The 19,298-nt window shown below is 67.6% G+C and carries 22 protein-coding genes; 11 read left to right on the top strand and 11 right to left on the bottom strand.

Translation table 11 applies throughout. The features are described from left to right. Window positions 1-125 precede the first annotated feature (125 nt). The 3 genes from LRM18_RS12185 to LRM18_RS12175 all read left to right on the top strand — a co-directional run bounded on the left by LRM18_RS12185 (window position 126) and on the right by LRM18_RS12175 (window position 2,956). Complete coding sequence (locus LRM18_RS12185) at window positions 126-689, top strand: adenylate kinase (protein ID WP_005419045.1); 564 nt, start codon at window positions 126-128, stop codon at window positions 687-689. Window positions 690-1,016: 327 nt separating this feature from the next. Next, window positions 1,017-2,381 carry a UDP-N-acetylmuramate:L-alanyl-gamma-D-glutamyl-meso-diaminopimelate ligase gene (mpl, locus tag LRM18_RS12180; protein ID WP_103282433.1) on the top strand — a complete coding sequence of 455 codons (1,365 nt, stop codon included), beginning with the start codon at window positions 1,017-1,019 and terminating at the stop codon, window positions 2,379-2,381. After that, window positions 2,378-2,956, top strand: coding sequence for an LON peptidase substrate-binding domain-containing protein (locus LRM18_RS12175; protein ID WP_270954715.1), 579 nt, complete (start codon window positions 2,378-2,380; stop codon window positions 2,954-2,956). The genes mpl and LRM18_RS12175 overlap by 4 nt, the downstream gene beginning before the upstream one ends. Before the next feature lie 122 nt (window positions 2,957-3,078). Here LRM18_RS12175 and LRM18_RS12170 read toward each other — a convergent pair whose 3' ends face one another. After that, window positions 3,079-5,076 (bottom strand): bifunctional DedA family/phosphatase PAP2 family protein, encoded by a 1,998-nt coding sequence (locus tag LRM18_RS12170; protein ID WP_270954714.1) that lies wholly within the window; start codon window positions 5,074-5,076, stop codon window positions 3,079-3,081. Window positions 5,077-5,161: 85 nt separating this feature from the next. Between LRM18_RS12170 and LRM18_RS12165 the strand changes: the two genes are divergently transcribed. Next, complete coding sequence (locus tag LRM18_RS12165; protein WP_057495206.1) at window positions 5,162-5,824, top strand: serine/threonine-protein kinase; 663 nt, start codon at window positions 5,162-5,164, stop codon at window positions 5,822-5,824. Then, window positions 5,821-6,327, top strand: a complete 507-nt coding sequence (locus tag LRM18_RS12160; RefSeq protein WP_270954713.1) for a DUF2867 domain-containing protein — start codon at window positions 5,821-5,823, stop codon at window positions 6,325-6,327. Before LRM18_RS12165 ends, LRM18_RS12160 begins: the two co-directional genes overlap by 4 nt. Before the next feature lie 110 nt (window positions 6,328-6,437). Here the strand turns inward: LRM18_RS12160 and LRM18_RS12155 are convergent, their stop codons facing one another. Further along, entirely contained in the window at window positions 6,438-7,121 is a 684-nt protein-coding gene (locus tag LRM18_RS12155) for a hypothetical protein (RefSeq protein WP_270954712.1), read from the bottom strand. A gap of 108 nt (window positions 7,122-7,229) precedes the next feature. Between LRM18_RS12155 and LRM18_RS12150 the strand changes: the two genes are divergently transcribed. The 3 genes from LRM18_RS12150 (at window position 7,230) to LRM18_RS12140 (ending at window position 10,236) form a co-directional block, all read left to right on the top strand. Beyond that, on the top strand, window positions 7,230-8,048 hold the full coding sequence (locus tag LRM18_RS12150; RefSeq protein WP_270954711.1) for an NAD(P)-dependent oxidoreductase: 819 nt from the start codon (window positions 7,230-7,232) through the stop codon (window positions 8,046-8,048). 93 nt (window positions 8,049-8,141) lie between these two features. After that, the gene (locus tag LRM18_RS12145; RefSeq protein ID WP_270954710.1) at window positions 8,142-9,134 is read left to right on the top strand and encodes a YiiG family protein; all 993 of its coding nucleotides are present in this window, start codon (window positions 8,142-8,144) and stop codon (window positions 9,132-9,134) included. A 160-nt stretch (window positions 9,135-9,294) separates the two neighbouring features. Then, window positions 9,295-10,236 carry a YiiG family protein gene (locus LRM18_RS12140; protein ID WP_021203636.1) on the top strand — a complete coding sequence of 314 codons (942 nt, stop codon included), beginning with the start codon at window positions 9,295-9,297 and terminating at the stop codon, window positions 10,234-10,236. A gap of 102 nt (window positions 10,237-10,338) precedes the next feature. Here LRM18_RS12140 and LRM18_RS12135 read toward each other — a convergent pair whose 3' ends face one another. Beyond that, window positions 10,339-11,211: an ion transporter gene (locus LRM18_RS12135; protein WP_049413719.1), complete on the bottom strand. Its 873-nt coding sequence runs from the start codon at window positions 11,209-11,211 to the stop codon at window positions 10,339-10,341. 63 nt (window positions 11,212-11,274) lie between these two features. On the opposite strand from LRM18_RS12135, the gene LRM18_RS12130 reads away from it, so the two are divergent. Next, the gene (locus LRM18_RS12130) at window positions 11,275-12,501 is read left to right on the top strand and encodes an acetylornithine transaminase (protein WP_270954709.1); all 1,227 of its coding nucleotides are present in this window, start codon (window positions 11,275-11,277) and stop codon (window positions 12,499-12,501) included. Between the two features lie 53 nt (window positions 12,502-12,554). Here LRM18_RS12130 and LRM18_RS12125 read toward each other — a convergent pair whose 3' ends face one another. Continuing rightward, the gene (locus LRM18_RS12125) at window positions 12,555-13,157 is read right to left on the bottom strand and encodes an HAD-IA family hydrolase (RefSeq protein ID WP_270954708.1); all 603 of its coding nucleotides are present in this window, start codon (window positions 13,155-13,157) and stop codon (window positions 12,555-12,557) included. A gap of 122 nt (window positions 13,158-13,279) precedes the next feature. On the opposite strand from LRM18_RS12125, the gene azu reads away from it, so the two are divergent. Beyond that, window positions 13,280-13,729, top strand: coding sequence for an azurin (gene azu, locus LRM18_RS12120; RefSeq protein ID WP_270954707.1), 450 nt, complete (start codon window positions 13,280-13,282; stop codon window positions 13,727-13,729). A 71-nt stretch (window positions 13,730-13,800) separates the two neighbouring features. Here azu and hemL read toward each other — a convergent pair whose 3' ends face one another. Together hemL and thiE are read right to left on the bottom strand one after the other, a co-directional pair. Further along, window positions 13,801-15,090 carry a glutamate-1-semialdehyde 2,1-aminomutase gene (gene hemL / locus LRM18_RS12115; protein ID WP_049466933.1) on the bottom strand — a complete coding sequence of 430 codons (1,290 nt, stop codon included), beginning with the start codon at window positions 15,088-15,090 and terminating at the stop codon, window positions 13,801-13,803. A 17-nt stretch (window positions 15,091-15,107) separates the two neighbouring features. After that, window positions 15,108-15,734, bottom strand: coding sequence for a thiamine phosphate synthase (thiE, locus tag LRM18_RS12110; RefSeq protein ID WP_154331139.1), 627 nt, complete (start codon window positions 15,732-15,734; stop codon window positions 15,108-15,110). A gap of 34 nt (window positions 15,735-15,768) precedes the next feature. On the opposite strand from thiE, the gene LRM18_RS12105 reads away from it, so the two are divergent. Beyond that, window positions 15,769-15,993 (top strand): rubredoxin, encoded by a 225-nt coding sequence (locus LRM18_RS12105; protein WP_014038358.1) that lies wholly within the window; start codon window positions 15,769-15,771, stop codon window positions 15,991-15,993. 42 nt (window positions 15,994-16,035) lie between these two features. Here the strand turns inward: LRM18_RS12105 and LRM18_RS12100 are convergent, their stop codons facing one another. From LRM18_RS12100 to LRM18_RS12080, 5 genes are all read right to left on the bottom strand, one after another. Further along, entirely contained in the window at window positions 16,036-16,881 is an 846-nt protein-coding gene (locus tag LRM18_RS12100; protein WP_049466926.1) for a SirB1 family protein, read from the bottom strand. A 161-nt stretch (window positions 16,882-17,042) separates the two neighbouring features. Then, complete coding sequence (locus tag LRM18_RS12095) at window positions 17,043-17,489, bottom strand: DUF192 domain-containing protein (RefSeq protein WP_053462577.1); 447 nt, start codon at window positions 17,487-17,489, stop codon at window positions 17,043-17,045. A 21-nt stretch (window positions 17,490-17,510) separates the two neighbouring features. Continuing rightward, window positions 17,511-18,158: a ribose-5-phosphate isomerase RpiA gene (rpiA, locus tag LRM18_RS12090; RefSeq protein WP_014648291.1), complete on the bottom strand. Its 648-nt coding sequence runs from the start codon at window positions 18,156-18,158 to the stop codon at window positions 17,511-17,513. Window positions 18,159-18,180: 22 nt separating this feature from the next. Continuing rightward, entirely contained in the window at window positions 18,181-18,660 is a 480-nt protein-coding gene (locus LRM18_RS12085; RefSeq protein WP_053461302.1) for an EVE domain-containing protein, read from the bottom strand. Further along, window positions 18,657-19,250, bottom strand: coding sequence for a 5-formyltetrahydrofolate cyclo-ligase (locus LRM18_RS12080; RefSeq protein ID WP_074726450.1), 594 nt, complete (start codon window positions 19,248-19,250; stop codon window positions 18,657-18,659). Before LRM18_RS12080 ends, LRM18_RS12085 begins: the two co-directional genes overlap by 4 nt. Window positions 19,251-19,298 lie beyond the last annotated feature (48 nt).

Genomic DNA, 19,298 nt, shown 5'->3' with positions numbered 1-19,298 from the left:
CTCGGGGGAAGGGACATTGCAGGGACATTACCCGGATGCGGTAAAGTGGCGCTATTGCGGTGCAGCGATACCGGACCGTCCGGGACGCGAACCTTCTTTGTTTTCAACACGTTGGAGTCAGGTCAATGCGATTGGTTCTGTTGGGACCGCCCGGTTCGGGCAAGGGGACACAGGCGACGCGCCTGAAGGAAAAGCTGGGGATCGCCCACATTTCGACCGGTGACATGCTGCGCGCGGAAATCGCCGCCGGCACCGAGCTGGGCAAGCAGGCCAAGACGGTGATGGATGCCGGCAACCTGGTGTCGGACGACATCCTGCTGGGCATGCTGGAGTCGCGCCTGACCCAGGCTGATGTCGCCAAGGGCTTCATCCTCGATGGCTATCCGCGCAACGTGGCCCAGGCCAATGCGATGGACGGCCTGCTGGCCAAGATCGGCCAGCCGCTGGACGCGGTGGTGCAGCTGGATGTGCCCACCGAGCTGCTGGTGGACCGCATTGCCGGTCGTGCCAAGGAGCAGGGCCGCGCCGATGACAACCCGGAAGCAGTGCGCCAGCGCCTGCAGGTCTACAACGACCAGACCGCCCCGGTGGTCGACTTCTACGCCGGCCGTGGCACCCTGGCCCGCGTCGATGGCGTCGGCGAGCTGGACGAGATCGAAGCCCGCATCCTGGCGGCGATCAAGGCCTGATCCGGCAGGGCCGCGTGCTGCTGGCCCTGCGGGCGCAAAAAACACAGGCCTGGTCCGCGAGGATCAGGCCTGTGTCGTTTGATAGGCGCCAGCGAAGGGCTTGCTCAGGGCCCCGCAGCATGAGCTCCCTTGGGGATGGCCTCTTGGGGAGTAGGACCGGTTCGGGTACTGCGGCTGGCAGTTCGAATTGTGTCCGGGTTCACAGAACATCGCTATCGGGAATTCCCTGACAGCTGATTGGAGTTTTCTCACATCCCGTGTAGGGGTTGTCTTACCCGATAGCGGACATTGGCCCTATACAGCCGTCATCGGTCACAATCCTCGGTCATGAGCAGCGTACATATCCTTGCAATCGCCGGCACCTTCATGGGCGGCGTGGCCGCCCTGGCGCGTGAACTCGGGCATGCCGTCAGCGGCAGCGACCAGGCCATCTATCCGCCGATGTCGACCCAGCTCGAACAGTTGGGCATCACCCTGGACCAGGGCTACCGCGCCGACAGCGTGCCGGCCGGCACCGACGAGGTGGTGATCGGCAATGCGCTGTCGCGCGGCAATGCGGCCGTCGAAGCCGTGCTCGATGCCGGCCAGCGCTATATCTCCGGTGCGCAGTGGCTGTCCGAGCAGGTGTTGCCGGGCCGCGACACCCTGGCCGTGGCCGGTACCCACGGCAAGACCACCACCACCACCATCCTCACTTGGCTGCTGGAAAGCGCCGGGCGCTCGCCGGGCTTCCTGATCGGGGGCGTCGCCGAAGATTTCGGCGTCTCTGCGCGGCTGGGCCAGGGACGCGAGTTCGTGGTCGAAGCCGATGAGTACGACACGGCCTTCTTCGACAAGCGCAGCAAGTTCGTGCACTACCGGCCGCTGGTGGCCATCCTCAACAATCTTGAATACGACCACGCCGACATCTTCCCGGACGTGGCGGCGATCCAGCGCCAGTTCCACCACCTCGTGCGTACCGTACCCGCACGTGGGCGGCTGATCGTCAACGGCGAGGACCAGCACCTGGCCGAAGTGCTCGCGATGGGCTGCTGGACCCCGTTCGAGCGGTTTGGTTTCGATCCGTCGCTGGAGTGGCATGCCGAGCTGCTGGCCGCCGATGGCAGCGCGTTCCGCGTGCACCATCGTGGGCAGGCGCTGGGCGACGTGCAGTGGTCGCTGCTGGGCCGCCACAACGTGCTCAACGGATTGGCTGCGCTGGCCGCCGCGCATGCAGTGGGCGTGGCGCCGGCCGAGGTGATCCCGGCGCTGGCGCGCTTCCGCAGCGTCAAGCGCCGCATGGAAGTGATCGGCAGCCATGACGGCATCACCGTCTACGACGATTTCGCCCATCACCCGACCGCAATCGCCACCACCCTGGAAGGTCTGCGTGCCAAGGTGGGCGATGCGCGCATCGTGGTCGCGATGGAACCGCGCAGCAACTCGATGCGGCTGGGCGCGCACGCGCAGGCACTGGCCCCATCGCTGGCGCTGGCCGATGAAGTGGTGTTCCTGCATCGTCCGGAACTGGCCTGGGATGCGGCGGCGGTGATTGCCGCAGTGCGTGGCGAAGCGCACGCGGTGCCTGATACCGACGCATTGCTGGCACAGCTGCAGGCCAGCGCGCGCAGTGGCGACCACGTGGTGTTCATGTCCAACGGTGGCTTCGACGGCGCGCCGCGCCGCTTCCTCGCCGCGCTGCAGGCCCGATGAGCGGCGATGGCTCGCTGCCGCTGTTCCCGCTGCACACCACGCTGGTGCCGGGTGCAGCGGTGGGCCTGCGTGTGTTCGAGCGCCGCTATCTGGACCTGGTCCGCGACAGCGGCCGCAGCGGTGAGGGATTTGGTGTCTGCCTGATCCTCGACGGCCAGGAAGTGGGCGTTCCGGCGACGCCGGCCGCCTTTGGCGTGCAGGTGCGCATCGAAGACTTCGATGTCGGCGCCGACGGCGTGCTGCAGCTGCGCCTGCGCGGCACCCGCCGTTTCCATGTCGAGCGTACCCGCGTGCGCGACAACGGCCTGGTGGTGGCCGACGTGCGTTGGTGCGATGAGGACCCCGACGACGAACTGCGGCCGCAGCACGCGCTGCTGGCCACGGTGCTGGGGCACATCATCGAACAGGCTGGCGAGGCCTATGCGCCGTCCAACCCGGCGTTGCTGGACCAGGCGAGCTGGGTCGGCTGGCGGTTGGCCGAGCTGTTGCCGCTGAGCGAGCAGCAGCGCCTGCAGCTGCTGCAGATGGACGACCCGCACCAGCGATTGCAGCAGTTGCTGGGCTGGATGCCGTAGCAGCCATCCACGCATGGCGTGGATCTACTGTAGCGCCGAGCCCATGCTCGGCGTGTTGGATCGTGCGAAGCGCAGCCGGGCATGGGCCCGGCGCTACAGCGGGTGATCGCGCACCGGCCCCGTCAGGGCGTGGTGGTCTTCAACCGCAGCACCGGCAACCCGGTTTCGCTGTGCACATCCTCGCGCTGCGGCAGCTCCTGCACGGCCTCCTTCACCGCATTCAAGGCCGGGTCGACGCCGCGCAGCGGGTGCCACATGCCGATCCATTCGAAGTGGCGCTCGTAGCGCAGGGTCTGCGCACTGCCCAGCCATAGCGGCGTATTGCCCGGTTGCAACTGCGCAGGGGCCGGCCACAGGCGCAGTACGTAGCGCTCATCGCGGTGTGTACCCGGGCGCACCATCAACAGCGCCTCCACGCGCGTGTCCAGCGTGGCGGGCAGCACCGGCAGCGCATCGGCGCCGGTGTTCTTGTCCAGCATCAGCAGCGCTTCCTGCCAGCCGGCCTGTTCCTGCCGCTTCCAGCCGCGTGCTTCCAGCTGCGCCTGCAGCGGGGCCAACGGGCCCGCCACCTGCACGTCCAGCGGCCAGCGCTGGTCGTCGTCGAACTCGTTGCGGCGCGCCGGCAGTGTCGCCCAGTCGTGCTGCCACCAGGCCTGCATGTCCATCGCCTGCGCGGCCGGCAGGGTCGGCTCGAAGCGTTCCAGCTTCACCGGGATGTTGCGCGGCGCGTACCACATCGCCGCCACGGCAAAGACACCGTAGAACAGCCACGCCACCGGCTTCACCCAGAACGAGCGGTTGAAGCGGCGGCGGTAGGCGATGCCCAGCACCAGCAGCCAGAACGTGCCGAACAGCATGCCGCCGATCACATCGCTCAGCCAATGCGCGCCCAGGTACAGGCGCGAGAAGCCGATGAGGCTGACCACGATGCCCGACACCAGGTACGGCCAGACGCGGGTGCGGCCGGGCATCTCGCGGGCGATCAGCACTGCGAAGAAGCCGAAGGTGATGGTGGCCATCGTCACCGACACCGACGGGAAGCCGAAGCCACTGCTGGCGTCGACCGGGCGCACCACATCGACGGTGGCACCGAGCAGCATGGTCAATGCGAGGCCGAAGGCAAGCGCGGCCAGCCAGTGCGCGGCCGCCATCCAGCGCCGGCGCCAGATCAGGTAGCCCATCGCCGCCGCAGTGGCCGGCAGCAGTACCTGCCAGGCGCCCAGCGAGGCCAGCGCGGCCATCGGGTAATCGGCCAGCGGGTTGCGCAGGGCCAGCATGGCCTGGTGCACCAGCAGGTCGATCGCCAGCGGTTCCCCGTGCGCGACCACCACGGTCAGCAGCGCGAACCAGCCCCAGCCCAGCACCAGCAGCATCAACGCCAGCATTGCCAGCGGCACCGCCTCGCGCCGCTTCGGGTCCAGCACACCGACGGTGTAGCGGCCCAGCGTCGGGTGGCGGTTGGACCAGTCGAGCAGCCGCGCCAGCCAGTTGTCCATGCGCGCGGCCGACCAGCGGTAGCCGTACAGCACGATGGCCCAGACCAGGCCGAGGATCACTGCCAGCAAGCCGACCACCACCACCAGTCGCCCGGCCACTGCGGCCACCGCGTCGTAGGCCTCGCCGAGCACCCAGCCCGGTGCCAGGAACAACACCGCCCACGAAATGCTGGCGATGCCGCTGGCCTGCATGTAGCGGCTGGCCGGCATTTTCATCATGCCCGCGATGGCCGGCACGAACGGCCGGATCGCGCCCACGTAGCGTGCCACCAGGATGCTCTTGAAGGCATTGCGGCGGAACAGGTTTTCGCCGCGGTCGAGCAGCTGCGGGTAACGGCTGAAGGGCCACACGCCACGCAGGCGGTCACCCCAGCGGCGCCCGATCCAGTAACTGATGCCATCACCGGCGAATGCGCCCAGTGCGGCGGCGGCCACCGCGTACGGCCCGGAGATCTGGCCCAGGCCGATGAACACGCCCACCGCGAACAGCAGCGGCAGGGCCGGCACGATTGCACCGAGAATGATCACCGCGTCGCAGAAGGCGATGAGGAAGATAACGGCACCCGCCAGCACGGGGTGAGCGGCAATCCACGCGAGCGTGGCGTCGATCCATGAAGAGTCCATTGCCCGATTATAGGGGCGTGAAGGTGACTGGTTCCCAGCCGCTTGGTGGCCGTTTGCAACCATCGCCATCGCCTAGAATGGGGTCATGCCGCATACGCCAGACACTCCACCGCATGCTTTGAAGGCCGACAGCTTCGGTCGCATCCTCCTTGTGGAAGGGCCGGCCGGCCCCTTCGTGCGCCGTGATCTGGGCGCCACACCACTGTGGTTGCGGCTGCCGGCCTGGTGGCTGGCCCGCCGCGAAGCGCGCGCGCTGCGCCATATCCATGGCATGGCCGATGTGCCGCAGCTGCTGGCGTGGGATGGCCGTCATCTCGATCGCAGCTTCATGGCCGGCGACGCCATGTACCAGCGTCCGCCCCGCGGCGACCTGGCCTGGTTCCGCGCCGCGCGTCGCCTGCTGCAGCAGCTGCATCGCAATGGCGTGGCCCACAACGATCTGGCCAAGGAAGCCAACTGGCTGGTGACCGAGGACGGCCGTCCGGCATTGATCGACTTCCAGCTGGCAGTGATCGGCAACCCGCGCTCGCGCTGGATGCGCCTGCTGGCCCGCGAGGACCTGCGCCACCTGCTCAAGCACAAGCGCATGTACTGCCGCGAGTCGCTCACCCCGGTGGAAAAGCGGGTGCTCAAGCGCACCTCGTGGGTGCGCGAACTGTGGTTCGCCACCGGCAAGCCGGTCTACCGCTTCGTCACCCGCCGCATCCTGCATTGGGAAGACAACGAGGGGCAGGGGCCGAAGCCGTGAGCACTGCGCAGGTGGTGACCGGCCCGCCAAGCGCGCGCAGTGTCCTGCGCCCACAGCTGGCCGGCGCCGACTTCGTGCATGCCTGCCAGGCAACGACCCATCGTGATGGACGCTCGGCCTTGCGGGCCTATCGCGATATGGCCGCGACCATTCCCGGCTGGTTCGATGGGCTGATGGCGCTGCGCAATCGCGGCATGCGCCTGCTCGGCATGAAGCACCTGGGCTCGTTGCGGGCGGTGCAGGGTGTTGCGGATCCTCAACCCGGGCAGCGGCTGGGCATCTTCACCCTGCAGTCGCTGGATGACGATGCCATCGTGCTGGAAGACGACGATCGCCACCTGCGTGTGCAGCTGGCCCTGCAGTGGCACGGCGACGTGCTGGAAGTGGCAACGGTGGTGCATACGCACAACGCGTTCGGGCGGGTGTACATGCTGCCGGTTGCACCCGTGCATCGGCTGATCGTGCCGCATCTGCTGAGGAAGCAGGTGCAGGGGTACCGGTAGATCCACGCCATGCGTGGATGCGCCCGCTGTCGGCCTTGATGTAGCGCCGAGCCATGCTCGGCTGCATTCAATGAGCCGAGCATGGCCCGGCTCTACAGGCGCCGGTGACCTTACGGCGTCGCCGGCACCACCTGCTGGCCAATGAAGTTGCGCTTGGCATCGAAGTCGTAGGCGATCTGCAGCTGGCCCACATCCGGGCAGGCGTGGCAGTCGCGCAGCGGCGTGCGGTACAGCAGGCGGATGCCGCCGTTCTCCAGCGGCGTGGCCCCGGCCGACTGCGCCGGTGCGAACGGCGTGGCCTGCGGGTGGTCCTTCAGCAGGGCCTGCACGGTGGGGTCGGCACGCAGGGTGTCGTCCAGCTGCACGGCATCCACATCGATGCGCTTGCCGGTGGCGTCGACCAGGCGGGTGCCCTCGTTGGTGTTGGCGCGGAACGGATACTCGACCGTGGCAATGCCCAGGCCTTCGTTCTCGTGCCAGGCCGTCACGTAGGCCAGCTCGCCGCTGGTGGACAGCTGTTCGGCGGCGGTGATCGCATCGGCGCTGGCGCCGCCGGCGCGCATCGCATCGCGCAGGCAATCACGCGTGGCCGCGTTCTCGCCCTGGCGGCAGGCGTTGAGGTCGCCATCCCACACCACTGCCTCGCTCCAGCGCAGCTTGCCGTCGGCGGCGGCTTTCTCTGCGCTGGGGGTGTCACCGGCAGGCGGCTCCTTGCCGGGTTCCGGCGAACGGCCCTGGCAGGCAGTCAGCAGGGCAAGCCCCAGAGCAGGCAGCAACAGGCGGGAACGGCGCATGGCGTGGACCTCGTGCGTTGACTGGAGGCCCGAGTATCGTCAAGGCCGGGTGAACTCCACGTCGGCGCGGCATACTAGCGGCTCATTGCATACGCTGGAGTGTGGAACGTGGGCAGTCTGCAGGGCAAAACGCTTTTCATCACCGGTGCCTCGCGCGGCATCGGCCTGGCCATCGCACTGCGCGCTGCGCGCGACGGCGCCAATGTGGCCATTGCGGCCAAGTCATCGGTGCCGAATCCGAAGTTGCCAGGCACCATCCATACCGCAGCCGAAGCCGTTACGGCGGCCGGCGGCCAGGGGCTGGCGCTGAAGTGCGATATCCGCGAGGAAGAGCAGGTACAGGCGGCGATTGCCGCCACGGTCGACACCTTCGGTGGCATCGACATCCTGGTCAACAATGCCAGCGCGATCTGGCTGCGTGGCACGCTGGATACGCCGATGAAACGCTTCGACCTGATGCAGCAGGTCAATTCGCGCGGCAGTTTCCTGTGCGCGCAGGCCTGCCTGCCGTACCTGCTGCAGGCGCCGAATCCGCACATCCTGACCCTGGCGCCGCCGCCGAGCCTGGAACCGAAGTGGTGGGGCGCGCACACCGGCTACACGCTGGCGAAGATGGGCATGAGCTTCGTCACGCTCGGCCTGGCCGCGGAATTCGGCCCGCAGGGTGTGGCGGTGAACGCGCTGTGGCCTCGCACGGTGATCGCCACCGATGCGATCAACATGATTCCGGGCGTCGATGCGGCCGGCTGCCGCACGCCGCAGATCATGGCCGATGCTGCGCACGCGGTGCTGGTGCGCGAGGCGGCGGGTTTCCACGGCCAGTTCCTGATCGACGATGACGTGCTGGCGCAGGCGGGTATCACCGATCTGTCCGGCTATGCGGTGGATCCGTCGCGACCGTTGTTGCCGGATCTGTTCCTGGACTGATCGCGCGTCGCCGGCAGAGGCCGAGGGCTGCGACCTTCGGCCTGCTGCGCTAGAATGCGCGGCTGTAATCGTTTTCAACAAGGACGTGAACCCATGTCACGCACTCTTTCCGTCGCGGCGCTGGCCGCTTCGCTGTCGATTGTCCTGGCTGCCTGCGGCAGCAGGGCGCCTGCAACCACTGGCGACGCCGGCCCTTCCAGCACGCCCGACGCCAGCGCGGCGCCGTCGGACACACAGCAGCAATTGACCGCCAAGCTCAACGCCTACATCGGCTGCTTCAACACGCTTGATTCGAAGACCCACGGCAGCATCGAGTCCTATACGCGCTGGATCAAGGACGTCGAGGCCGGCCCGACCGGGCGCGAGACCCAGGTGTACGGTCCGTTCGAGATCAGCGACTACGACATGAAGCAGTGCGATGGCCCCGTGACCGAGGCGATGGCTGCCAAGCCGGCGCTGGCCGAGCTCGATGCCGCTGCTGGCCATTACCAGCAGGCGCTGAAGGCACTGGTGCCGATCAGCAAGGAGGCGCACGACTACTACGATCGCCAGGACTACGAAGATGACCGGTTCGCCAAGGGCAAGCAGCTGCATGCGCCCTTGATGGCCGCCTTCAAGGAGTTCGTGGCTGCCAGCGCAACGTTCAACGCCGAGCTGGAGCGCCAGAACGACGCCGCCCAGCGCGAGCAGCTCAAGGCGCTGGAACAGGCCGAGGGGCGCACGCGCGAGTACTACCGTCTGGCGATGATGCTGGAAGCCAAGGCCATCATGGATCTGATGAGCGAGGACGATTTCGACCAGGCCAAGGCGCGCGAGCGTCTGGATGCGTTCAACCGCATTTCCGACGAAGCGCATGCGAAGGTGGCTGATCAGGAGCCGGGCAAGCTGGACTGGAACAGCTTCGAGCGTGAGGCCGAGAACTTCCGGCGCGAAGGCAAGGAGCGGCTGAAGCGCGTCAGCGAGAACACGCCCTATACCGATTTCGAACGGCGCATGCTCGATTCGCCCTCGATGGCGCCGAGCGGCTCTGCCAGCAAGCTGATGCAGGAATACAACTCGCTGGTTTTCCAGAGCAACCGCCAGTAAGCGGGAAGCTCAACGCGCTATTTTTGTCGCGATCGAGCAGGTCGATCGCGACATGACACGCCCCGCAGCCCCGAATGCCAGCACCTTCCCGAGGTGCTGGAGCGCGCGCTCGCGCCATGCAGGACGATGGCTGCAGTTTTCACTGGTGCAAGGAACTGATTTGAACGCATCCACACGCCTGATTCCCGTTCTCCTGCTCGGCGCGCTGGCCGGCTGCAACAGCCCGGCGGGGCTGGCGGTCGCCGACCCCGGGCTGGAGAAGGTGAACGCCTACATCGAGTGCTACAACGGCGTCGAACAGCCCATCCACGAAGGCTTCCAGACTTACACGGGCTGGATGAAGGACCCCAAGGCGGGGCCGACCGGCAAGGAAGCGCAGCCGCGCTCACCGGGCAAGCTGTTGTCGCACCGCGTCGAGTACTGCGGCCAGCCGCTGACCGATGCGCTGGCAAAGACCCCTGCCACGCCGCTGGATGCACCCGCGCGACAGTACCAGCAGGCATTCCAGGCACTGAACACCCTGATCGAGCGTGCCGATGGGTACTTCACCCGCGAGGACTATCGTCGCGATGGTGGCGAAGGGATGCGCAGCCAGCACGCCCCGTTGATGCAGGCCTATGCCGATTTCTTCAAGGCCAGCGAAGCGATGGATGCGGCGCTGGAAAAGAACGAGAACGATCGCCGCGCCGCCCAGCTGAAGCAGATCGAGGAAAGCGAAGGCCGCTCGCTGGCCTATTACCACCTGCGCCTTGTCGGCGATGGCAAGCAGCTGGCGATGGCGTTCCAGAGCGACGCGCCGGATGTTGCGGCGTTGCGCGGCCAGCTGGCCGACTATCAGGCGCTGGTGACGGAAATCCAGAACAGTGGTGTCGGCAAGGACGACCCGATGTGGGGCCATGTGCAGCGTTCGGCCGACAAGCTGGTGCGTACCGCCGGGCGCGGTGTGGAGCGTCTGGAGCAGGGCAAGCCGATCACCGCCGATGCGTTGGCCGCCGAGCGCAAGGCGTCGGGCAGCTGGCTCACCACCGATCCTGAAGGGGCACAGTCGACGATCCTGGACGCCTACAACGACCTGGTGACCACCAGCAACCGCATGCGCTGAGGGCGATCCACACAGGGCGTGGCCCCGTCCACGGTGGCACCGGGCCATGCCCGGCGCACACCCTGCGGGGTTGGCAGTGCCGGCCGCTGGCCGGCATGTGCCTCAATGGCTGAATGCGTCCGGCAGTTCACCGCCACACTTGCGGCAGTGGCGCGCATCCGGTTCATGCCCCTCCAGCCCGCAGTGCGGGCAGCCGCGCGCATCCCGGCGCGCCGCCAGTTCGGCTTCGCGCATGGTGCTGGCCAGTTCGGCGGTGTAGATGCCGGTCGGCACGGCGATGATGCTGTAGCCGATCAGGATCAGCACCGAGGTGACGAAGCGGCCAAGCACGGTCTGCGGCACGATGTCGCCGAAGCCGACCGTGGCCATGGTCACCACCGCCCAGTACATGCTGGCCGGGATGTTGGTGAAGCCGTGTTCGGGGCCCTCGATCACGTACATCAGCGCCCCGGCGATGATGGTGATGGTGATCACCGTGAACAGGAACACCAGCACCTTGCGCCGGCTGCGCCACAGCGACGTCATCAGGACGCCGCTTTCCTCGATGTAGCGGGTCAGCTTGAGGATGCGGAACACGCGCAGGATGCGCAGCGCACGCACCACCAGCAGGCTCTGCGCGCCCGGGATGAACATCGACAGGTACGCGGGCAGGATCGACAGCAGGTCGATGATGCCCCAGATGCTCACCGCGTAACGCAGCGGGCGCTTGACCACCGCCAGGCGCAGCAGGTACTCGGCGGTGAAGATGATCGTGAAGCCCCATTCCAGGATGTACAGGCCGGTGGACCATTCGGCATGCAGGTGCTGCACGCTGTCGATCATCACCACCAGGATGCTGGCAACGATCGCCACCACCAGGATCAGGTCGAAATTGCGCGAGGGCCGCGAGTCATGGCGGTAGATGATGTCGAACCACCGACGGCGCCAGCCGGTCTCGGTGGCGGGGTTGAGCTGGGGGGCGGAAAACGGTCGCATGGGCGCATTGTGCCGCAGGGGTTCCGGCGCGAGAATGGGCATTCCTGAACCCTGCCGACTGCCATGACCGCCGCGACCGATCCGCTGATTTCCCTTTCGCACTACTACCTGCCGGTCTACAAGCCCCGCCAGGTGGTGCTGGAGCGAGGGCAGGGCGCCCGCGTGTGGGACAGCCAGGGGCGTGAGTTCATCGACCTGGCCGCCGGTATCGCCGTGTGCGGCCTGGGCCACAACGATCCGGACCTGGTGGCCGCGCTGGTCGAGCAGGCCGGCAAGCTCTGGCACACCAGCAACGTGTTCTACAGTGCGCCGCCGCTGCACCTGGCCGAGGAGCTGGTGAAGGCCAGCCGCTTCGCCGAGCGCGTGTTCCTGTGCAATTCCGGCGCCGAAGCCAACGAAGTGGCGATCAAGATGGTCCGCAAGTGGGCCTCCAGCCAGGGCCGCCCGGCCGACAAGCGGGTGATCATCACCTTCCGTGGCAGCTTCCACGGCCGCACCCTGGGCGCGGTGACCGCCACGGCCCAGCCGAAGTACCAGGAAGGCTACGAACCGCTGCCCGGTGGCTTCCGCTACATCGATTTCAACGATGAAGTGCAGCTGGAAACCGCGATGGCCGCCGGCGACGTGGCAGCGGTGATGCTGGAGCCGATCCAGGGCGAGGGCGGCGTGATGCCGGCCAAGTCCGGCTTCCTCAAGCGCGTGCGCGAACTGTGCGACCAGCACAACGCACTGCTGGTGCTGGACGAGATCCAGGCCGGCATGGGCCGCACCGGCACGCTGTTCGCGCACTGGCAGGACGATGTAGTGCCGGACATGGTCACCCTGGCCAAGGCACTCGGCGGCGGCTTCCCGATCGGCGCGATGCTGGCCGGCCCGAAGGTGGCCGAGACCATGCAGTTCGGCGCGCACGGCACCACCTTCGGCGGCAATCCGCTGGCCGCTGCGGTGGCCCGCGTGGCACTGCGCAAGCTGGGCTCGGCGGAGATCGCCGCCAACGTCAGCCGCCAGTCCAAGGCGCTGCGCGATGGCTTCGCCCGCATCAACGACGAGTTCGGTGTGTTCAGCGACGTGCGTGGCCGCGGCCTGATGCTGGGCGCGGTGCTGGGCAAGGACTTCGCCGGCCAGGCCGGTGCGATCCTCGACCATGCCGCCGAGCACGGCCTGCTGACCCTGCAGGCCGGCCCGGACGTGCTGCGCTTCGTGCCGTCGCTGAACATCACCGACGAAGAAGTGGCCGAAGGCCTGAAGCGCCTGCGCGCGGCAATTGCCGCGTTCATCGCCGCGCGCTGAAGCCAGGGTGCCGGGGTCAGAGCCCTCTCCTGCGGAGAGGGCTCTGACCCCGATCAGCTCACCGCGTAACGCTTCAATACCTTGCCCAATCCCCGGCCATCGCGCACGGTCTCCGCGTGCAGGCCGGCAGCGCGCGCGCCACGCACGTTGGCGAACAGGTCATCGACGAACAGCGTGCGCGAAGGCGCCACGCCCAGCGCGTCCAGCGTGCGCAGGAACACCGCCGGTGCGGGCTTGCGCAGGCCGAAATCCGCGCTGCAGAACACGCGACCCTGCAGCGCAGGGAACAGTTCCGGCAGCAGGGCGGGCAGCGCCTGTACCATCAGCGCGCCGTTGTTGGTGAGTACGGCCATCGGCAGCTGCAGGCCCTGCAGCCGCTGCAGCACGGCCGCCTGCGGATGGCTGGCGGCCTGGCGTGCCGCGATCCATGTCGCGACATCGACGGTCCTGCCCAGGCGCTCCCCCAGCCGCGCCAGATAGGCCGGGCCGTCCAGCGTGCCGTCGTCATGCGCCGCCTCCAGTCCGCTGTCATACAGCGCGGCCTGCACGGCCTGGGTCGGAACCTGCAGTGCGTTCGCCAGCTGCAGCACGCGTTGTGCGCGCTGGTACTGCACCAGCACGCCATCCACATCCAGCAGCAACAGGTCGATCCGCATCGGCCGAGCATGCCATCGCGGTGGATGCGCGGAAACCCTGGAGTGGACGTGCGACAGACGGTCGCAGCCGAGGGCGCAGGCGGGTGCCTAGAATGGCACTTGAATCCGCAGGAGAGGCAACGATGAAGGCTTGGCTGGTGGCAATGGGACTGGGCGCGGTGATGCTGGCGCCGTCGGCGATGGCACAGGTGTGTGCGGTGAGCATCGACAGCACCGACCAGATGAGCTTCAGCAGCCGCGAGATCAAGGTTGCCGCTGATTGCACCGCCGTGGACCTGACCCTGCGCCATACCGGCAAGCTGGCCGCTACCGCGATGGGCCACAACTGGGTGCTGACCCGCACGGCCGATTACCAGCCGGTGGCGATGGCGGGCATGCGCATGACCCTGGCCGACAGCTACCTGCCGAAGGCCGACAAGCGCGTGCTGGCGCATACCAAAGTGATCGGTGGAGGCGAGACCACCCGTGTGCGTTTCTCCACCCAGGGCCTGCAGAAGGGCGCTGACTACACCTTCTTCTGCTCGTTCCCCGGCCACTTCGCGATGATGAAGGGCACCTTCGTCTTCGGCTAGAAAAAAGGGGACGGAGGGGATTAAGTCGTTTGTGCACAAACGACTTAATCCCCTCCGTCCCCTTTTTGTGATCAGCCCTTGGCGGCCCGGAACGCTACGCGTGCGGCGGCGAGGGTGGCCTCGATCACCGCGTCATCGTGGGCGCTGGACAGGAAGCCGGCCTCGTACGCCGACGGTGCCAGGAACACGCCCTGGTCGAGCATCGCGTGGAAGAAGCGGTTGAACGCCGGGATGTCACAGGCGGTGGCCTGCGCATAGGTCTCGACCTTCTCGCTGGTGAAGAACAGCCCGAACATCGCGCCCACGCGGGTGGTGGTCACCGCCACGCCGGCTTCGGCGGCGGCCGCTTCCAGGCCGGCACACAGGCGTGCGGTGCGCTCGGCCAGGTCGGCGTGGAAGCCCGGCTGCTGGATCAGCTCCAGCATCGCCAGTCCGGCGGCCATCGCCACCGGATTGCCGCTGAGCGTGCCGGCCTGGTAGATCGGGCCGGCTGGGGCGATCTGCTGCATCAATTCGCGGCGACCGCCGTAGGCACCTACCGGCATGCCACCGCCGATGATCTTGCCGAAGGTGGTCAGGTCCGGGGTGATGCCGTAGTGCGCCTGTGCGCCGCCGAGGGCGACGCGGAAACCGGTCATCACTTCGTCGAAGATCAGCAGCGCGCCATGCTGCGTGCACAGTGCGCGCAGGTGCTGCAGGTAGCCCTCGCGCGGCGGGATGCAGTTGGCATTGCCGACCACCGGTTCGATGATCAGCCCGGCAATGTCGTCGCCCTGCTGCGCGAACAGCGCGGTGGCCGCTTCGAAGTCGTTGTAGGGCAGGGTCAGGGTCAGTTCGCTCAGCCCGGCCGGGACGCCCGGCGAGGTTGGCACGCCCAGGGTCAGCATGCCGCTGCCGGCCTTCACCAGGAACGAGTCGCCGTGACCGTGGTAGCAGCCTTCGAACTTGACGATGCGGTTGCGGCCGGTGGCGCCACGCGCCAGGCGGATCGCCGACAGCGTGGCCTCGGTGCCGGAGTTGACCATGCGCACCATCTCGCACGACGGCACCAGGCGGGTGATGGTCTCGGCCATAGTGACTTCGGCCGCGCACGGCGCACCGAAGGACAGGCCATTGTCGATCGCCTTCTTCACCGCCTGGCGCACGGCCGGGTGGTTGTGGCCGACGATCATCGGGCCCCAGGAGCCGACATAGTCGATGTAGCGGTTGCCGTCGACGTCGTACAGGTAGGCACCGTCGGCGCGTTCAACGAAGAACGGCTCGCCGCCGACCGACTTGAACGCGCGCACCGGCGAATTGACGCCGCCCGGCAACAGCTGCTGGGCGCGGGAGAACAGGGCGTGGGACTGGTCGTGGTTCATGGGGAATATCCTGGGCGTTACGCGAACTGGGCGAGGAAGGCGCGCTGGGTCGCGACCGGGTCTTCGGCGGCGAACACGCTGCTGACCACGGCGACCAGATCGGCACCGGCGTCGATGATGGGCCCGACATTGTCCGGCGTCAGCCCGCCGATCGCCACCCGCGGCACGCCCAGTGCGGCGCTTTGCCGCAGCAGGTCGGTATGCGCGCGGCTGGTGGTGATCTTGGTAGTGGTTGGGAAAAACGCGCCGAAGGCCACGTAGCTGGCGCCGGCGGCCACGGCCCTCTCGGCATTGGCCAGCTGGTCATAGCAGGAGGCGCCGATGATGGCCTCGGGGCCGAGCAGGGCGCGCGCGCTGGGGATGTCGCCGTCGGTGCCGCCCAGATGCACCCCCGCCGCGCCAACGGCCTTGGCCAGCGCCGGGTCGTCGTTGACGATCAGCGGCACGCCGTATTCCGCGCACAGCGCCTGCAGGGCGATGGCCTGCTCCCGCCGCAGCGCGCCGCTGGCGGTCTTGTTGCGGTATTGCAGCCAGGTAGCGCCCGCGGCCAGCAGCGGCGCGGTACGGGCCAGCAGGCGCGCGGTATCGGGCTCGTCCGGGGTGATCAGGTAGACGCCGCGGGGCGCCGGGGAAGCAGAAGTCATCGATGGCTACCGGTGAGTGGACCGCGATGGGACAATGGCGGCCCGTGAATCCAGCCCCGATTATCCGATGAGCGATGCCACCCCCACCACCTTGCGCACCTGGATGTGCGTGGTCTGCGGCTTCCTGTACAGCGAAGCGGAGGGCCTGCCGGAGGAGGGCATCGCGCCGGGGACGCGCTGGGAGGACATTCCAGAGACCTGGACCTGCCCGGACTGCGGGGTCACCAAGGCCGATTTCGAGATGGTCGAGGTCGATTGACCTAGCCTTGGGTGTGGGCCGTTGGTCCACACGGCGGCACCCTCAATGCAGCCGCGGCATCGGTCCGCCCAGGTCGATCAGCTTCTCCCGCAGCCACTGCGCGTCGCTGGCTTCCGGGTTGCGCTTCAGGTACTGCCCCAGATCGTGGCGGGCGCCGGCCAGGTACTCCAGCTGCAGGTAGGCCAGGCCACGGTCACGGAGCGCGTCGTCCTGCTCCGGGGCCAGCTTCAGCAGGCGGTCGGCACTGCGTGCCGCGCGGTCCCATTCGCCCGCCTCGGCGTATACACCATGCAGGTTGCGCAGCATGCGCATCAGGATTGCGCGCGCCGGCGCCGGGTCGAGGATCTGCGCCAGCACCTGGTCGTCGGGCATCTGCCCGCCAAGATGTGACTTGGCCCGTTCCCGCAGTTCGTCCACGTCCAGCGGACGGCCGCCGTTGAACGGGTCCATCACCAGCACGCCGTCGTCCACCGGCAGGCGCACCAGGAAGTGGCCGGGGAAGGACACGCCATCGAGCGGAATGCCCAGCCGGCGCGCGACTTCCATCTGCACCAGCGCCAGCGAGATCGGGTTGCCCAAGCGGCGCTCGAACACCTGGTTGAGGTAGCTGTTGCGCGGATCGTAGTACTTGTCGTGGTCGCCGCTGTAGCCCAGCTCGTCGAACAGGTGGCGATTGATCGCCGCCATCTTCAGCGGGCTGTTGTCGATGCTCTCCACTTCCGAGCGCAGGTGCTCGACATGGCTCTGGATCAGCGCGTCGTAGGTCGACGGCTGCAGATCGGGATATTCATCGCGCGCGATCAACAGCGCGGTCGGCAACAGTGGCAGTGCCTCGTCTTCGAGGTCGGCCAGTGCATCCCAGTCGGGGAGTGTGATCCGGTCCTGCATGGCCACAGACTGGCGTCATTCGCGTGCGGTTTCAAGCGGTGCCGCGTGAAAGATGCAGGGGCCGGATCCCTTCCGCGTGCGAAAGGGATCTGGCCCCGATCGGGACCCCGGCCGGGTTGCCGGCCAGCGGCCGGCACTACCGTGGGTGCCGGCCGTATCGTTTACTTTTCGATGCCCGGGCCGAATTTCAGCTCCGTGCCGTCCTTGAGCTGCAGCTTCTCGGCCTGGCCGGCGTTGAGCTCCAGCACATAACGCGCCGGGCCGCCGCTGGGGTAGGGCGGGCACATGTCGCCGGCCGAGCACGGCGGCACGTCGCGCTGCTGGCTGACCAGCCTGCGCTGGTTGTCGAAGTACAGGATGTCCAGCGCGATCTTGGTGTTCTTCATCCAGTACGCCTGCATCTCCTCGCGGTCGTGGATGAACAGCATGCCGTGGTCGGCCGCCATCTGGTCGCGGAACATCAATCCGCGGGCGCGGGTCTCATCGTTGGTGGCCAGCTCCACCTGGTAGCGGGCGCCCTCCAGTTCGACCCAATGGCGGGCCGCGTCGGTGGCACAACCGGCCAGGGCCAGCAGCGGAAGCATCAGCAGCGAACGCAACAGCGACATCATCAGGATCCTTCTGAAGGGTCAGAGCACGACCGGCGGTTCGCCGCCGACGATCACCACATCGGCGCGACGCCGCGCGAACAGGCCCACACAGACCACGCCCGGCAGCTGGTTGAGCTCGCGCTCCAGCTTTTCCGGATCGGTGATCTGCAGGTTGTGGATGTCCAGGATCTGGTTGCCGTTGTCGGTGACCACGCCTTCGCGCCAGGTCGGCTGGCCGCCGGTCATGTCGCGGATCTGGCGGGCGACCAGGCTGCGCGCCATCGGGATGACTTCCACCGGCAGCGGGAACCTGCCCAGCACCGGCACCTGCTTGCTCGGGTCGACGATGCAGATGAAGCGCTCGCTGGCCTCGGCGATGATCTTCTCGCGGGTCAGTGCGGCGCCGCCGCCCTTGATCAGGCACTTGTTCGGATCGCACTCATCGGCGCCGTCCACGTACAGCGACAGGTTGCCGCTGTGGTTCAGCTCGATCACCTCGATGCCGTGCTGCTTCAGGCGCGCGGTGCTCTGCTCGGAGCTGGACACGGCGCCCTTGATGCGGTGCTGGATGCGGGCCAGGGCATCGATGAAATAGGCCACGGTGGAACCGGTGCCGACACCGACGATCATGCCGTCTTCGACGTATTCGATGGCTTTCTCGGCGGCCAGGCGCTTGGCTTCGGACATGGGAGAACTCTCAGGCAGGGAATCAGGATTTCTTTTCCAGCGACAGCAGCAGCTTCCACTGCGCGGCGGTCACCGGGAACACCGACAGGCGGTTGCCCTTGGCAACCAGCGGGAAGCCTTCGCCCAGTTCCTCGGCGTGCAGCTTGATCTCGTCCAGCGCGATCACCTGCTTCAGCTTGCGGTCGAAGGCCACGTCCACCAGCATCCAGCGCGGGTTCTCGCGCGTGCTCTTGGGGTCGTGGTAGTCGGATGTTGGATCGAACTGGGTGTCGTCCGGATAGGCGGTGCTGGCCACCGTGGCCAGGCCGACGATGCCCGGCACCTTGGTATTGGAGTGGTAGAACAGGATGCCGTCGCCGACCTGCATGCCATCGCGCATGAAGTTGCGCGCCTGGTAGTTGCGCACCCCGTTCCAGGGTTCGACCTTGACCTTGGCCAGGTCATCGATGGAGAAGGCGTCCGGTTCGGACTTCATCAGCCAGTAGCGCTTGCGGGCGGTCATGCGTTCACGGGGGCAGCGGAGGGGAACAGGGTGCCGTCTTCGGTGCAGATCGCATCCACCGGCACGTCCCACGACGCCACCGGCAAGGACTCGACCTGCTGCACCGCGAACGCAGCACCGACCAGCCAGGGCGGCGCCGGCCGGTCATGGCGGAAGGCGAAGCTGCGATCATACCAGCCGCCCCCCATGCCCAGCCGCCGGCAGTGGGCGTCGAACCCCACCAGCGGGGCCACCACCAGCGCCATCTGCGCCGGTTCCAGCGTATCGTCCAGCGCCACGTCCGGTTCGGGAATGCCGTAGCGGTTGCTGGTCAGCGCCTGCCCCGGCCGCCACGGCGCGAAGCGCAGCACGTCGCCGGCCAGCACCGGCAGGCAGTAGGTGAGGCCTTCGGGCAGTTGCAGCTGCCAGCGGTGCAGGGCGATTTCGCCATCCAGCGCCCAGTAGCCGGCCACGGCGCCTTCGCGCGGGGCGAACGGCAGGGCCAGCAGGGCATCGGCCAGCGATTCGGCGGCAGCGATGCGCTCACCGGCGGAGAGGTCGCGGCGGCGTTGCCGCAGGTCGTGGCGCAGGGCCTGGCGCGGGTCGGTCATGGCAGCGTGCGGCAAGGATCAGCCGTCATTGTGCCGGAAAGAACAAGG

The sequence above is a fragment of the Stenotrophomonas sp. PI_27 genome (assembly GCF_027854495.1).
Taxonomy (GTDB): domain Bacteria; phylum Pseudomonadota; class Gammaproteobacteria; order Xanthomonadales; family Xanthomonadaceae; genus Stenotrophomonas; species Stenotrophomonas pavanii.
The sequence above is the reverse complement of the archived record's forward strand: the minus strand, read 5'-3'. Positions and strand labels throughout refer to the sequence as shown.